At 66.4% G+C, this 14,637-nt stretch carries 11 protein-coding genes and 1 pseudogene; 9 read left to right on the top strand and 3 right to left on the bottom strand.

Annotated elements, in window-relative coordinates; genetic code table 11:
* Positions 1-90 precede the first annotated feature (90 nt).
* Positions 91-411 (top strand): SemiSWEET family transporter, encoded by a 321-nt coding sequence (locus tag OVA30_RS00555; protein ID WP_209688056.1) that lies wholly within the window; start codon positions 91-93, stop codon positions 409-411.
* 148 nt (positions 412-559) lie between these two features.
* A complete protein-coding gene (locus OVA30_RS00550) occupies positions 560-1,564 on the top strand; it encodes a LysR family transcriptional regulator (RefSeq protein WP_253394448.1) in 1,005 nt (334 codons plus the stop codon).
* 711 nt (positions 1,565-2,275) lie between these two features.
* Here OVA30_RS00550 and OVA30_RS00545 read toward each other — a convergent pair.
* Entirely contained in the window at positions 2,276-2,725 is a 450-nt protein-coding gene (locus tag OVA30_RS00545) for an Lrp/AsnC family transcriptional regulator (protein WP_209688058.1), read from the bottom strand.
* Between the two features lie 266 nt (positions 2,726-2,991).
* On the opposite strand from OVA30_RS00545, the pseudogene alr reads away from it, so the two are divergent.
* A pseudogene (gene alr, locus OVA30_RS00540) lies at positions 2,992-3,807 on the top strand (alanine racemase); the annotation flags it as partial.
* A 214-nt stretch (positions 3,808-4,021) separates the two neighbouring features.
* Complete coding sequence (locus OVA30_RS00535) at positions 4,022-5,287, top strand: D-amino acid dehydrogenase (RefSeq protein WP_209688059.1); 1,266 nt, start codon at positions 4,022-4,024, stop codon at positions 5,285-5,287.
* A 721-nt stretch (positions 5,288-6,008) separates the two neighbouring features.
* Here the strand turns inward: OVA30_RS00535 and OVA30_RS00530 are convergent.
* Together OVA30_RS00530 and OVA30_RS00525 are read right to left on the bottom strand one after the other, a co-directional pair.
* On the bottom strand, positions 6,009-7,508 hold the full coding sequence (locus OVA30_RS00530; protein ID WP_209688060.1) for a CoA-acylating methylmalonate-semialdehyde dehydrogenase: 1,500 nt from the start codon (positions 7,506-7,508) through the stop codon (positions 6,009-6,011).
* 35 nt (positions 7,509-7,543) lie between these two features.
* Positions 7,544-8,881, bottom strand: coding sequence for an aspartate aminotransferase family protein (locus OVA30_RS00525; protein WP_209688061.1), 1,338 nt, complete (start codon positions 8,879-8,881; stop codon positions 7,544-7,546).
* A gap of 167 nt (positions 8,882-9,048) precedes the next feature.
* On the opposite strand from OVA30_RS00525, the gene OVA30_RS00520 reads away from it, so the two are divergent.
* From OVA30_RS00520 to OVA30_RS00500, 5 genes are all read left to right on the top strand, one after another.
* Positions 9,049-9,597 carry a cupin domain-containing protein gene (locus tag OVA30_RS00520; RefSeq protein WP_209688062.1) on the top strand — a complete coding sequence of 183 codons (549 nt, stop codon included), beginning with the start codon at positions 9,049-9,051 and terminating at the stop codon, positions 9,595-9,597.
* A 428-nt stretch (positions 9,598-10,025) separates the two neighbouring features.
* On the top strand, positions 10,026-11,249 hold the full coding sequence (locus OVA30_RS00515) for an ABC transporter substrate-binding protein (protein ID WP_268174243.1): 1,224 nt from the start codon (positions 10,026-10,028) through the stop codon (positions 11,247-11,249).
* A 28-nt stretch (positions 11,250-11,277) separates the two neighbouring features.
* Positions 11,278-12,132 (top strand): branched-chain amino acid ABC transporter permease, encoded by an 855-nt coding sequence (locus OVA30_RS00510; RefSeq protein WP_209688064.1) that lies wholly within the window; start codon positions 11,278-11,280, stop codon positions 12,130-12,132.
* A 13-nt stretch (positions 12,133-12,145) separates the two neighbouring features.
* Positions 12,146-13,924: a branched-chain amino acid ABC transporter ATP-binding protein/permease gene (locus OVA30_RS00505; protein ID WP_268174242.1), complete on the top strand. Its 1,779-nt coding sequence runs from the start codon at positions 12,146-12,148 to the stop codon at positions 13,922-13,924.
* Complete coding sequence (locus tag OVA30_RS00500) at positions 13,921-14,634, top strand: ABC transporter ATP-binding protein (protein WP_209688067.1); 714 nt, start codon at positions 13,921-13,923, stop codon at positions 14,632-14,634. The genes OVA30_RS00505 and OVA30_RS00500 overlap by 4 nt, the downstream gene beginning before the upstream one ends.
* Positions 14,635-14,637: the final 3 nt, after the last annotated feature.

Below are 14,637 nucleotides of genomic sequence, written 5' to 3'. Positions count from 1 at the left end.
ACGACGACGGCGAACGGTTCTCGGACCGTACCGTGCGGAAGCGGCCGGCCCCCTCGATTCTTCGACAGACACAACGGGACCCCGTTCGCGATGACCCTCGCCCATACCCAGCCGACCTGTCAGGCCCCCGCTGCCGGCACGCCGGACCGCCGCGACGGCGGCACCGAGCGCTTCGTGCGCTGGCTCGGCTGGATCGCGACCGTCACCGGCGTGCTGATGTTCGTTTCCTATCTCGACCAGATCCAGCTCAACCTCGCCGGTCAGAAGGGCTCGGTGCTCCAGCCGCTCGCCACGGTGGTGAATTGCGGGCTGTGGACGACCTATGGCGCGCTGCGTCGGGACTGGCCGGTCTCCTTCGCCAATGCTCCGGGCGTCGTGCTCGGCGCGGTCGCCCTGATCACCGCGCTCTGAGCGCCGGGTCGGTCGAGTCCCGCGGGCCAAGCGCCCGCTGCGTCGGCAGTTTCTATGCGCACGCGATCTCTTCGCTTATCAAATGTGAATGAAGGAGTTGGCCCGGACGGCGCCTTGCAGTCCGTTCCGCCCGCGCTCTAATGCGGCTATGGGCCGGCTGGACAGCATCGACGACCTCCGCGTGTTCGACGCCATCGTGCGGGCGGGCAGCCTGTCCGGGGCCGCGCTTGACCTCGACGTCTCCCTCACCCTCGTCTCCAAGCGCCTCAAGCGCCTCGAGGGGCGGCTCGGTGTCCGTCTGCTCCAGCGGACTACGCGCCAGCTCGGCCTGACCGAGGAGGGCGGAGAATTCCTCGTGCGGTGCCGGACCGCCCTGGAGGCCATTCGGGCGGCGGAGGACGTCGCCGGCGACGGGGCCAGCGGCGTCGTGCGCGTGACCGCGACCGCGGCCTTCGCGCAGCGCCAGATCGCGCCGCGCCTGCCGCGCTTCCTCGCCCGCCATCCCGGCATCTCGGTCCAGGTCCTGACCAGCGACGACGTCCTCGACCTGGTCGAGCGCCGCATCGACGTGGCGATGCGGCAGGCCCCCCTCGTCGACAGCCGCCTGATCGCCCGGCCCCTGGTGCCGGACGCGCGCATCCTTTGCGCCTCCCCGGCCTATCTGGCCCGCGTCGGAACGCCCCGCGACCCACTCGACCTCGCCGACCATGCCTGCCTGACGGTGGGCGATCCCCGGCCGACGCACTGGCGCCTGTGCCGCGGCGGGGAGTCGGTGGACGTGTCGATCCGCTCGGCGGTCGGCGGCATCGACGGCGAGATCTGCCACGCCGCCGCGCTGGCGGACGGCGGCATCGCCATGAAGGCCGCCTGGGACGTGGTCGAGGACGTGCGCGCCGGGCGCCTCGTCCGCATCCTGCCGGATTGGTGGGGCGGGCGCGACCGGTGGGTCCGCCTCGTCTATCCGGCCCGCCTGCATCAGGCCCGGCGGGTGCGCGCGTTCATCGCCTTCATGGAGGCCGAGATGACGCAGGCGCTGGCCGCATGCGCCACGCTGGACCTGTTCGAGGCACCGGAGCCGGCCAAGCCGAGCGGCCGGCCCCGGACCGCCCGCAATCGGGCCGAGCCGACCCCCGCCGAGTCCGGACCCGGCTGACCGTGGCATGTGGTTTGTTCCGCGCGACCTCCTGGCTGGTACCGTGCGAGTCTGCCTTCCCTGCCGACATAAGAGGTGTGCAACCGGGGATGCTGCGCGGAACGGTGCGTCGTGGTTGTCTTGGTATCAACGGGTGATCGCGGCAGGCTCGTTAAGGGGATCAGCATATCCGAAGCCTTGGCAGATCTTCAACGTGCCGATGACGAAGGGCTTGGCGTAATCGAATGGTGGCGGCACGGGCGCCTGACATTCCGGACCGGTAGGCGGGCCAGCCTCTCGCCAATGGTCGGCTTCGTAGCGAGCGCGAATGAATTCGTAGAGTCGGGTGCGGAACGTTCGCTCGCGGATAAGATAAAAGTGGGAGCCCCACACCGCTTCATCACAACATCGGCCAGGGTGCGAACCTATTGGTCCCAGATACTAAGCGTGATGCACCTCCGTTTTAGCACAGCTTCGCAACAATCTCTTTAGTTTTATGCTTCTTCCGTTCCATGATGACATCTTCCACACGGCTTGAAGCCGTACTTTTGGAAGGACTATTTCAGGAGACAGGCCAGTAAACGTAACCAGAGCACAGTATTTCTGCCTCAACAATCGTGCACAGTCTGAAATCGCTGTCATTGGATTTCATTACACTGTTTATTCACATTTGGAATGTTTATATTGGGGAGAGCTTGATCTTCAATTGAAGGATTTGAAAATTCTACGAGATCAAATGCTACTCGCTGGCGACACAACCGTCCGGATCGCGAAGCTGGATTGCAGCCGTGAGACACCGGGAAGCCGAGAGAGCACCTCCTTGTGCAAGCGCTCGTAATCGGCCGCATCTTTCACTTTAAGCTTGACCAGATAATCGGCGATTCCGGTCATCAGATAACAATCCTGAACCTCCGGGCAGCGGCGCACCGCGGCCTCAAATTGGTTGAGAAACTCCTCGGTCTGCCGGTCGAGGGTGAACTGCGTGAGCACGACCAGTCCGCCCTCCTCGGACGGAGCCTCGATCAGCGCCGTGTATCCGCGGATGACCCCCGAACTTTCCAGCAAGCCCATCCGTCGATGGCAAGCGGATGCCGATAGACCCACGGCATCTGCGAGGTCCGCGTTGCTGATGCGGCCGTTCGCCCTGAGCATGCGGATGATCCGCCGATCGATGTCGTCCATGACCTTATCACAGAATGTCCGATATCGTCGAAGCATATACCCTTTTTCCGTCAAATCGTATATCTTATTCGACGGATTGATGAGAAATTCGATGAATCATGCAGTAGCGTAGCCGTACCGATAACCCGTTCCGGACGGACGCCTTGCCTGCCCTTGCCCGCACCGCTCCCATCGCATCCGCTGGACCTCCCGTACCGGCGACGACCAGCGCCGTCCTGACGGTCGACCTCGCGGCGCTCGCCGCCAACTACCGCGCCCTGCAGGCCATGGCTGCGCGGGCGGCGTGCGCCGCCGTCGTCAAGGCGGATGCCTACGGTCTGGGGATCGAACGCGTCGCCCCCGCCCTGGCGCGGGCGGGCTGCCGCTCCTTCTTCGTGGCCCATGCCGAGGAGGGCCTCTCGTTGCGCAAGATACTCGGACCGGCCGCCGGGATCTCGGTTCTGCACGGCCTTCCGTCCGGCACCGAGGCGGAGTGCCATGCGCACGATCTCACGCCGGTCCTGAACGACGACGGGCAGCGAGCCGCCTGGTGTGCCCTCGCGTCCCGGCTCGGACGACGCCTGCCGGCGATCCTGCAGATCGACAGCGGCATGGCCCGGTTCGGCTTCTCCCCGGACGAGGCCGCCGCCTGCCTCGACACGGGCGGGTTCGACGGCCTCGACCTGCGCCTCGTGATGAGCCATCTCGCCTGCGCCGACCAACCGGACGATCCGGCGAATGCCGCGCAACGGATGGTGTTCGACGCCTTCCAAGCCCGCCTGTCCGGGGTTCCTGCGAGCCTAGCGGCTTCCTCCGGCACATTTCTGAGCGCGGACTTCCATTACGACCTCATCCGGCCGGGAGCCGCACTCTACGGGATCGCCCCCCAGCCCGGACGCCCCAACCCCATGCGGCCCGTTGTCGGTCTCGCGGCTCGCGTGATGCAGGTCCGGCAGGTGCCGGCCGGGACCGCGGTGGGCTACGGCCACACGGCGCGCGTCGCGCGCGACAGCCGCTTGGCTACGGTGGCCATCGGCTATGCGGACGGTTTCCTGCGCAGCGCATCGGGCCGCGGCGAGGTCTGGCAGGACGGCCACCGCCTGCCCATTCTGGGCCGCGTCTCGATGGACAGCATCGTGATCGACGCGACGGATGCCCCCCCGGCGCCGTCGCCCCGGGAAGCTGGATCGAGGTCGTCGGCCCGGCGCGCAGCCTCGATGCCGTGGCCGACGCCGCTGGTACGATCGGGTACGAGGTTCTCACGAGCCTCGGCCATCGCTTCCACCGTCACTATCTCGACGCCTGAGGGCATCATCCATGCACGTCATGATCCTCGGAGGCGGCGTCGTCGGCGTCACCTCGGCCTATTACCTCGCCCGCGCCGGCCATCAGGTGACGGTTCTGGATCGCCAGCCCGGTGCCGGCCTGGAGACCAGCTTCGCCAATGCGGGCCAAGTCTCCCCGGGCTACTCGGCGCCCTGGGCCGCGCCCGGCATCCCGGTGAAGGCGCTGAAATGGCTGATGATGCGGCATCGCCCCCTGGTGATGTGGCCCCGGGTGGAGCCGCGGCTCTACGGCTGGCTCGCGCGGATGCTGGCGAACTGCACGGAGGAGGCCTACGCCCGCAACAAGGGCCGGATGGTCCGCCTCGCCGAGTTCAGCCGCGATGCCTTGCGCGAACTCAGGGCCGAGACCGGCATCGCCTACGACCACCGCGAGAAGGGCACGCTCCAGATTTTCCGTACGGCCAAGCAGCTCGATCAGGTCGGCAATGACACGGCGGTGCTCGACGCCTACGGGGTCCCCTACGAGGTTCTCGATGTCGCCGGCTGCATCCAGGCCGAACCGGCTCTGGCGAGGGTTGGCGCAACCATCGTCGGAGGCCTGCGGCTGCCCGCCGACGAGACCGGGGACGCCTACCTCTTCACGACCTCCCTCGCCGCACTCTGCGAGAAGCTCGGCGTCACCTTCCGCTACGGCACGGCCATCGCCGGCCTGCGCGACGCCGACGAGGCCGTCACGGGGATCGTCACCGCTACGGGCGACGTGCTCACCGCCGACGCCTACGTCGCCGCCATGGGCAGCTACACGCCGATACTGCTGCGGCCCCTCGGGATCGACCTCCCGGTCTATCCGGTGAAGGGCTACTCCCTGACGCTGCCCGTCATGGACCCCGAGGGGGCTCCCGTCTCGACGGTAATGGATGAGACCTTCAAGGTCGGGATCACGCGCCTAGGCGACCGCATCCGGGTTGGCGGCACAGCCGAACTCGCGGGCTTCAGCCACACCCTGCGGGGACCTCGCCGGGCGACCCTCGAGCGCTCGGTCCGCGATCTGTTCCCGGGGGGTGGCGATCCGACGGCGGGCACGTTCTGGACGGGCCTGCGACCGATGACACCGGACGGCACGCCGATCGTTGGTCCGACACGGTTCGCCAACCTCTTCACCAATACCGGTCACGGTACCTTGGGCTGGACCATGGCCTGCGGCTCCGGCCGCGTGCTCGCCGACGTGGTCTCGGGCAGCGCCCCGCCGATCCCGGCCGCAGATTTCGCCCTGGCCCGCTACGCCAGGGGCGTGTGACGGCCCACGGACGTCATTTCGTCGAGCCCGAGGAGTTCGGGCTCTCTCGCCTGAGCGATAGAGCATCGTCCTGGATATAGGATCCAAGACGATGCTCTATCCTGTTGTTTTTGCATCATCCTTTTCCGAAAGTCGGCAGCCACCTTTCGGGATGATGCTCGAAGGCACGCTCCGTCGGATGCGAGCCCAAGCCGGGTTTCGAGCAGACGGGAGAACGTGGCGGAACTCCGCGAGCCATTGCGGGCGGGGCAGGCCGCGGCAACGTTCGGCCGTGGTGTCCCCTACGACAGACCCTTCGGCGCACGGACGGCGCTCGGGTCGAGCGAGCACGGGTCTTTGGCGCGATGGCCGAGCACGCGATGTCCGCAGCGTTGCGAGGGCTGCCCGGGGGATGCGTGCCATGGGGCGTTCTCGCGGCATAGTCGTCATGTCTAAAGCATCGTCCTGGATACCTGATTTAGGACGACGCTTTAGGCTCTTGTTTTCGCATCATCTGTTCCGGAAGCCGGCAACCACCTTTCGGGACGATGCTCTATCGCCTCAGACATGCCATTGAACGAGCTTGATGAGACCATCAGCCCCGATGATCTTAGGTGCGGGGCGCACCGAACGCATGATTTTGCTTCGATCGACCGGCTGACGATGTCGCAACAGCCGGCCGATCACGTTCGCGGGCTCCGATCCTCCGTAGCCCGCCCTGTACTTGATGCTAGCCCCGCCTTCAGCTCATCGTCGGCATGACGAAGTCGGCGCCGGCCCGGATGCCGGTCGGCCAGCGGGTGGTGATGGTCTTGAGCCGGGTGTAGAACCGGACGCCCTCGGGGCCATGCATGTGGTGGTCGCCGAACAGCGAGGCCTTCCAGCCGCCGAAGGAGTGGAACGCCATCGGCACCGGGATCGGCACGTTGATGCCCACCATTCCGACCTCGATCGCGTGGGCGAACTCGCGCGCGGCGTCGCCGTCGCGGGTGAAGATTGCCGTGCCGTTGCCGAACTCGTGTTCGTTGATGAGGCGCGCGGCGGTGGCGTAGTCGGGCGCCCGGGTCACGGCGAGGACGGGGCCGAAGATCTCCTCCCTGTAGATCGTCATGTCGGGCGTCACGCGGTCGAACAGCGTGCCGCCGAGGAAGAAACCGTCGTCATAGCCCTGGAGCTTGAGGTCGCGCCCGTCGACGAGGAGTTCGGCGCCTTCGGCCACCCCCTGGTCGATGTAGCCGCGCACCTTGTCGTAGTGCTGGCGCGTCACCAGCGGACCCATCTCGGAGTCCGGGTCGGTGCCGGGGCCGACCTTCAGCGCACGCACCTTCGGGATCAGCCGCTCGATCAGTGCGTCGGCGGTCTTCTCACCCACCGGCACCGCCACCGAGATCGCCATGCAGCGTTCGCCGGCCGAGCCGTAGGCCGCGCCCATCAGGGCGTCCACCGCCTGGTCGAGGTCGGCATCGGGCATCACGATCATGTGGTTCTTGGCGCCGCCGAGGCACTGGGCGCGCTTACCCTGGGCGGTAGCCGTGGCGTAGATGTATCGGGCGATCGGGGTCGAGCCGACGAAGCTGACGGCGGCGATGTCGGGATGGCGGAGGAGGGAGTCCACTGCCGCCTTGTCGCCGTGGACCACGTTGAACACGCCGTCGGGCAGGCCCGCCTCCTTGAGCCAGGCGGCCACCAGCAGGGCGGGGGACGGGTCGCGCTCGGAGGGCTTCAAGACGAAGCAGTTGCCGCAGGCGAGCGCCAGAGGGAACATCCACATCGGCACCATGACGGGGAAGTTGAACGGCGTGATGCCGGCCACCACGCCGAGCGGCTGGCGCAGGGAGTGGCTGTCGACGCGGGTGCCGACGTTCTCCGTCACCTCGCCCTTGAGGAGTTGCGGCGCGGAGGTCGCGAACTCCACCACCTCGAGCCCGCGCTGGATCTCGCCGCGCGCGTCGGAGAGCACCTTGCCGTGCTCGGCGGTGATGAGGGCGGCGAGCTCGTCGGTGCGGTCCTCGGCGATGCGCAGGAAGGCGTTGAGGATGCGGGCGCGGCGCAGGGGTGTGGTCTTCGCCCAGCCGGGGGCGGCGGCCTTGGCGGCCGCGACCGCGGCGTTCACGTCCGCCGTGTCGGCGAGGGCGACGCGGCCGGTCTCCTCGCCCGTAGCGGGGTTGAAAACGGGAGCGCTGCGCCCGCTGGTGCCGGCGACGGTTCTCCCGCCGATGTAGTGGTTGATCACAGTGGTCATTGAAGAATCCTTGAAGGGCAGAAACTGACGAAAGATCAGGCGGCGCGGGCGATGGCATCGCCCAGCATCGACGCCATCGTGTCGATTTGCTCGGGGTCCACGATCAACGGCGGCGACAAGGCGATGATGTCGCCCGTAACGCGGATGAGCAGGCCGCGTTCGAAGCAATCGACGAAGACGTCGTAGGCCCGTGCGCCCGGCGCACCGGGCCGGGGCGCCAGTTCGATTCCGGCGACGAGGCCGATGGTGCGGATGTCGATGACGTGGCCGGCGGCGCGCAGGCCATGCATCGTGCCGGCCCACGCGTCCGCAAGCTCGGCACCGCGCGTCAGCAGGCCTTCCCGCTCGTAGATGTCGAGGGTGGCGAGGCCGGCGGCGCAGGCCACCGGGTGCCCCGAATAAGTATAGCCATGGAACAGCTCGATCACCGCCTCGGGGCCGTGCATCATCGCATCGTGCACCGCCCGCGCGCAGAACACGGCGCCCATCGGCAGGGCGCCGTTCGTGAGGCCCTTGGCGGTGGTGACGAGGTCGGGAACGACGCCGAAGTAATCCGTGGCGAAGGGCGTGCCGAGGCGGCCGAACCCGGTGATGACCTCGTCGAAGATCAGCAGGATTCCATGCCGGTCGCAGATCGCCCGCAGACGCTCGAGATAGCCCTTGGGCGGCAGAAGCACGCCCGTGGAGCCGGCGACGGGCTCGACGATGCAGGCTGCGATGGTCTCGGCCCCGTGAAGGGCGACGAGGCGCTCGAGGTCGTCTGCGAGGTCCGCCCCATGCTCCGGCAGGCCATGGGTGAAGGCATTGCGCTCCAGGTCGTGGGTGTGGCGCAGGTGATCGACGCCCGGCAGAAGCGGAAAGACGCGACGGTTGTTGACGAGGCCCCCCACCGAGATGCCGCCGAAGCCGACCCCGTGATAGCCGCGCTCGCGCCCGATCAGTTTGGTGCGCGTGCCCTGGCCGATGGCGCGCTGGTAGGCGAGCGCGATCTTGAGGGCGGTATCAACGGATTCTGACCCCGAACCGGTAAAGAATACCCGGTCGAGCTTCGCTTCGGGGCCGCCCGGCGCGATGGCGGCCAGTCGCTCGGCGAAGTCAAAGGCGGCGGGGTGCCCCATCTGGAACGAGGGCGCGAAATCAAGGGTGGTGAGTTGGCGCTCCACCGCCGAGGCGATGTCCTGGCGTCCGTGCCCGGCATTGACGCACCAGAGGCCGGCGGTTCCGTCGAGAACGCTGCGCCCGTCTGTAGCCGTGTAGTGCATGTCCTTGGCGGATGCGAGCATCCGGGGTGCCGCCTTGAACTGGCGGTTGGCTGTGAACGGCATCCAGTAGGCGTCAAGGCCCGGTGAATTCGTAGCGGTGTGCGGGTCCATGGCAATCCTTCGGGTTGACGTCGATGGGCTGGGAAAAAGCACCGATCGTGCATCGCGAACAAGTCCTTTTCTCTGCCGCGCCATGTGCTTGAAAAGCTTGGGCCGCCATGACAGATGTTTGCAAATCCTGAACATCCCTAACACGGCTGCGGCTCAGCGAGGTTTCAATGAGCATCGATCTCGGTGCACGGCTTCGTTACGTTCGCGGCCTTCACGGCCTCTCGCAACGCGCCCTCGCCAAGCGCACGGGTGTGCCGAACTCGACGATCTCCCTCATCGAGTCGAACGGGGTGAACCCTTCCGTCGGCGCCCTGAAGCGCATCCTCGACGGCATCCCCATCGGATTGTCCGAGTTTTTCGCGGTCGAGCCGGAGAGCCCGCGCAAGGCCTTCTACCGGGCCGACGAACTCACCGAGATCGGCAAGGGACCGATCTCCTACCGTCAGGTCGGAGATACGTTGTTCGGCCGATCGCTGCAGATCCTCAGGGAACGTTACGAACCCGGCGCCGATACGGGCCGGGTGCCCCTCGTCCATGACGGCGAGGAGGGCGGCATCATCCTATCGGGCCGGCTCGAAGTGTTCGTGGACGACGAGCGCCGGATTCTCGGTCCCGGCGACGCCTACTTCTTCGAGAGCCGCCGTCCTCATCGCTTCCGCTGCATCGGTCCGGTCGCCTGCGAGGTGGTCAGTGCTTGCACGCCGCCAACGTTCTGATTGTTTCTCACAAAACTCCTGTTGCGCTGTCGTGTTCAGGGCAAGCGGCGATGATCGGGAGTTTTATGAGGCACTCTGAATCAATACGAACCACTTTGAACTTTTCGGCACCTTTGATCCCGGAGTGGGTGAGGCAATGAAGGAATGCCACCTTCGGCCGCCACGACCGTAGCCCGGCAGTTCGGCTCGGGCGCCAATCGGAACGCCCGTGCCGTATTGATAAAAGCGGATTCTATATTTGTTTTGACGCCGATTTTTTCGGATTTGCCGCCTGCAAGGGCGACCGTGCCTGAAATCAGAGCAATCGCTCAAATTTCATACTACTGGGGTGCCATACATAGCCTCCCCGCTTGACGGAGCGGAGCAAACATCATTCTATGCGTATAGTTCGAATCATTTCATAAAATTCAGAGTTCGAGGGAGGTGGGATGCAAGATCGTCGCGCATTTTTAAAGGGTTCCTTGGTTGTCGGTGCCGGCGCCGTTTCCGGCGTCGCGCTTCCTGGTTTGCTGCGAAGTGCCCGCGCGGCCGATGGGCCTCTCGTCATCGGGGCACCGCTGCCCATCTCCGGAGCTTTCGCCGCCAACGGCAAATTCGCATCCCTTGGCGCTGCGTTTGCCGCCCGGAAGGCTGCCGCGGCGCTCGGGCGCAAGATCGTGGTCACGGACATCGACACCGAGGGCAAGCCGGCACCGGCAGCTCGCAAGCTGCAGGAGGCCATGGCGCAGGGAACGCGTCTGTTCGCCGGCGGCATTCTATCATCGGAAGCCCTGGTGATGGGCAAGGAAGCGACGAAGTCTGAGGGCGTCTTCATCACCACGGCGGGGGCGGACGAGATCACCGGTTCGGACTGCAACCGCGGCACCTTCCGCTGGAGCGTGCCGACCTTCGGGGCTATCGCGCAGACCGTGCGGCCGCTGATCGAGCAGATGCCGCAGGCCAAGCGCTGGTACACCATCACACCGCAATACGTGTTCGGCGAGGGCCTGCTGAGCGCCGCCAAGGTGGTGTTCCAGGAGAAGGGCATCGAACATGTCGGCAACAGCTACCATTCGCTGGCCGAGAAGGAATTCAGCGGCTACCTGACCAATGCCATCGCAGCCAAGCCCGACGTGCTGTTGCTCCTCAATTTTGGTTCGCAATCTTCGGATGCGCTCCGTCAGGCCGTCAGCTTCGGCCTCAAGAGGCGCATGACCATTGTGCTGGCCTGGGCTTCAGGCCTGGAGCAATTCGAGGCTCTGGGAGCAGACCTGTGCGAGGGCGTATACTTCGGAGCGCAGTACTGGCACGGCATCGATTCGCCCCTCAACAAGGAGTTGGTGTCAAAGCTCCGTGAAAGCGCGAAGATGACGCCGAACTACTCCTTCGCCGGCTCCTACCAGATCACCAAGCTGCTCCTCGACGCAGTCGCGAAGGCCGGCTCTGCGGAAGGTCCTGCTGTCATCAAAGCTCTGGAGGGCCTCGGCTATTCTGGACTGACGGGGCATGAGGAGATTCGTGCCGCCGATCACCAGGTCATCAAGGACTACTACCTGCTGAAGGGCAAGGCGAAGTCCGCAATGAAGGATAAGGACGACTTTGCCAACGTCGTAAATGCCGGCAAGTCGTTCCTTTCTCCCGAAGCTGCCGGCTGCAAGATGCAGCAAGGGTGAGTGTTGAAGTCCAACATTAGGACCTTGCGTGACCTATCTCTTTCAGATCCTGAACGGCGTCGGACTTGGGTTGCTTTATTTCCTGCTAGCAGTAGGATTGAGCATCATCTTCGGGCTGCTGCAATTCGTGAACTTCGCTCACGGGGCATTCTACCTGCTCGGCGCTTATTTGGCCTACGAAGGGGTCGAGCGGGGTCTGAGTTTCTGGGTGGCGATGCCTATGGCGGCCGTGATCGTCGCGGCGCTTGCCGGAATGACGGAACGGCTGCTCCTACGCCGGGTCTACAAGCTGCCTCACACCTTCCACATCCTCGTCACCGTCGGGCTCGCGCTCGTGGTGCAGGAACTCGTCATCATCGTCTGGGGGCCGCTCGGCGGTAACGTAGCGGCGCCCGACGAACTGAGCGGCGTCATGATCCTCGGCGACTTCATCTATCCCGAGTACCGACTCTTCGTGATCGGCTTCACGGTGATTCTCGCCGCCGCCCTGTGGTGGCTCCTGGATCGGACGCGCCTCGGAGCCATCGTGCGGGCCGGATCAGAATCGCCGCAGAACATGGCGCTGCTCGGCTACGATACGTTGAGCATCAACACGGCCGTCTTCGCCCTCGGTGCGGGGCTCGCCGGGCTCGCCGGTGCGCTCGCGGCTCCGATCCGGGGCGTCGAGCCCTTCATGGGCGTCGAGGCGCTCGGGATCGCCTTCGTGGTGGTGGTGATCGGCGGGATGGGCAGCTACGCAGGGGCGCTCGCCGCCGGCATCCTAGTGGGCGTCGCTCAGAGCTTGATGGCGACGCTTTGGCCCGAGGGCGCGCGCCTCGTGATCTATCTTGGCATGGCCGGCATCATCATGGCGATGCCGCGCGGCCTGCTCGGCCGGGCCTGAGGAGAAATCTGTTATGATCCCCGTCCTCGACCGGCCCCTTGTCCAATTTGGCCTTGCAACTGCCGCCGTGCTGATCCTGCCGCTCGTTATGCGCTCAGGCACCCTCGCCAGCGAGATCCTGATCTTTGGGCTGGCGGTCGCTGCCTGCAACTTGCTGCTCGGCTATACCGGCCTCCTCTCCTTCGGCCAGGGCATCTTCTTCGGGATCGGCAGCTACGTGGCCGGCCTCGGCCTTGTCCGGGCCGGGCTGCCGGCCCCCGTGATGCTTGCGGTTTCGTTGAGCGTAGGCGCTCTCGTGGCGGCGGTGGTGGGCTGGATCTCGATCCGCCGCCAGGGCGTCTACTTCGTGATGCTGACGTTGGCCTTCTCGCAGATGTTCTACTTCCTGGCCTACACGTTCAGCGGCATCACGGGGGGCGACAACGGCTTCCTCGACATTCCGCGCCCGACCCTGGTCGGCACGCGCCTGACCGATCCGTGGACCTACTACGCCTACGTCGCGGTGCTCTTTCTCGTCCTCTTCGCAGCACTCCAGCGGGTGGCGTTGTCGACCTTCGGCCGAACCCTGCTCGCCATTCGCGACAACGAGGCCCGGGCAGGCGCCATCGGCTACCCGGTGCGGGCCTTCAAGGTCGCGGCTTTCGCGATCTCAGGCGCGGTCACCGCGTTTGCCGGCGCGCTCCACGCGATGTTGATCGGCGTCGCGCCCCTCTCCAACATCGACTACCACACCAGCGAGACCCTGCTGATCATGACGATCATTGGCGGCAGCGCGAATCTGTTCGCCTCGCTGCTCGGCGCTGGGGCCTATCTGCTGGCCGCCGACGCCCTCTCGGAGATCTGGCCGCGGTGGCTCCTTGCCCTCGGCCTCCTGCTCATCGTCATCACGCTGTTCCTCCAGCGCGGCCTCTGGGGCCTGATCGAGCGCGCCATCGCCCTGGTGACGCAGGCGCCCCCGCCCGACGACCCGGCCCGGCCGGTCGTAACGCCCCCCCGTCGCCCACGCACCGGAAGTCGCCCGATGAGTGCGCCCCTCCTCGCCACCGAAGCGCTCGGCGTCCGCTACGGCAGTTTCGTCGCCCTGCAAGACGTAACCCTTCGCATCGCCGAGAACAGCGTCCACTCGATCATCGGGCCGAACGGGGCCGGCAAGACCACGCTGTTCCACGCGCTGACCGGCCGGATCGCGCCCTCGGGCGGGCGCATCACGTTAGGCGGCCGGGACATCACCCGCACGTCGGACCACGAGCGCGTGCGCCTCGGCCTCGCCCGCTCCTTCCAGGTCACCAGCCTGTTCCCCACCCTGAGCGTGCGCGAGAACCTGCGACTGGCAGCGCAGGGCAAGACGCCCTGGCAGGCGCTGCCCCCCTGGCGCCGGACCGAAGCCAACCGGCCGGCGCTGGCCATGGCCGAGGCGATGCTGGAGCGCCTCGACCTCACACGGGTGGCCCTGCGCGCGGCCGGCGAACTGTCGCACGGCCAGCAGCGGCGCCTCGAGGTCGGGATGGCGATGGCGGCGGCGCCGAAGGTCATCCTCCTCGACGAGCCGACCTCCGGCATGGGCATCGACGACATTGCGGCGATGACGGTGCTGATTCGCGACCTCGGACGCGACCACACCGTGCTCTTCATCGAGCACAACATGGGCATTGTGATGAACATCTCCGACACCGTCACGGTGATGCGGGCCGGCCGCGTGCTGGTGGAGGGGCCGCCGGGCCGGGTCCGCGACGACCCGGAGGTGCGCCGGGCGTATCTCGGCAACATGATCACGGGAGACCTCGTGCCATGAGCGGCCCCATCGCCCTCGCCCTGGACGGGGTCCAGGGTTTCTACGGCAAGAGCCATATCCTCCAGGGCGTCAGCCTGGAGGTGCGGGACGGCGAGATCGTCTGCCTGCTCGGGCGCAACGGCGCTGGCAAGACCTCGACCCTGAAGGCCATATGCGGCCTCATCACCCCGCGCTGGGGCAGCGTGCGCTTTCAGGGCACCGAGGTCGCCGGCTGGCCCGCCCACCGCATCGCCCGGGCCGGCCTCACCCTCGTGCCGGAGGATCGCGGCATCTTCAGCTTGCTCAGCGTCGAGGAGAACCTGGCCATCGCCGAGCGCAAGGGCTCGCCCTGGGCGCTCAAGGACATCTTCGCGATGTTTCCACGCTTGGAGGAGCGCCGCCGCAACGGGGGCGCGCAGCTCTCAGGAGGCGAGCAGCAGATGCTGTCCATCGCCCGCGCGCTCCTGAGCGGACCGAAGCTCCTCATGCTCGACGAGCCGGTGGAGGGCCTTGCCCCCGTCATCGTGGAGGAGATCGTGACGCAGATCCGTGCCATCCGGGCGGCGGGCGTGCCGATTCTGCTGGTGGAGCAGAATCTGGCCGTCTGCACCGCGCTGGCCGACCGCCACTACATCCTCGAACTCGGCCGCGTCGCCTACGCGGCCGCCAATGGCGAATTCATGGCCGACGAGGCGGCGCGCGACCGCTTCCTCGGCGTCAAGGCGGCGTGAACT

The organism is Methylorubrum sp. SL192 (assembly GCF_026672325.1).
GTDB classification, from domain to species: Bacteria; Pseudomonadota; Alphaproteobacteria; order Rhizobiales; family Beijerinckiaceae; genus Methylobacterium; species Methylobacterium extorquens.
This window is presented reverse-complemented; position numbering and strand designations above follow the sequence as displayed.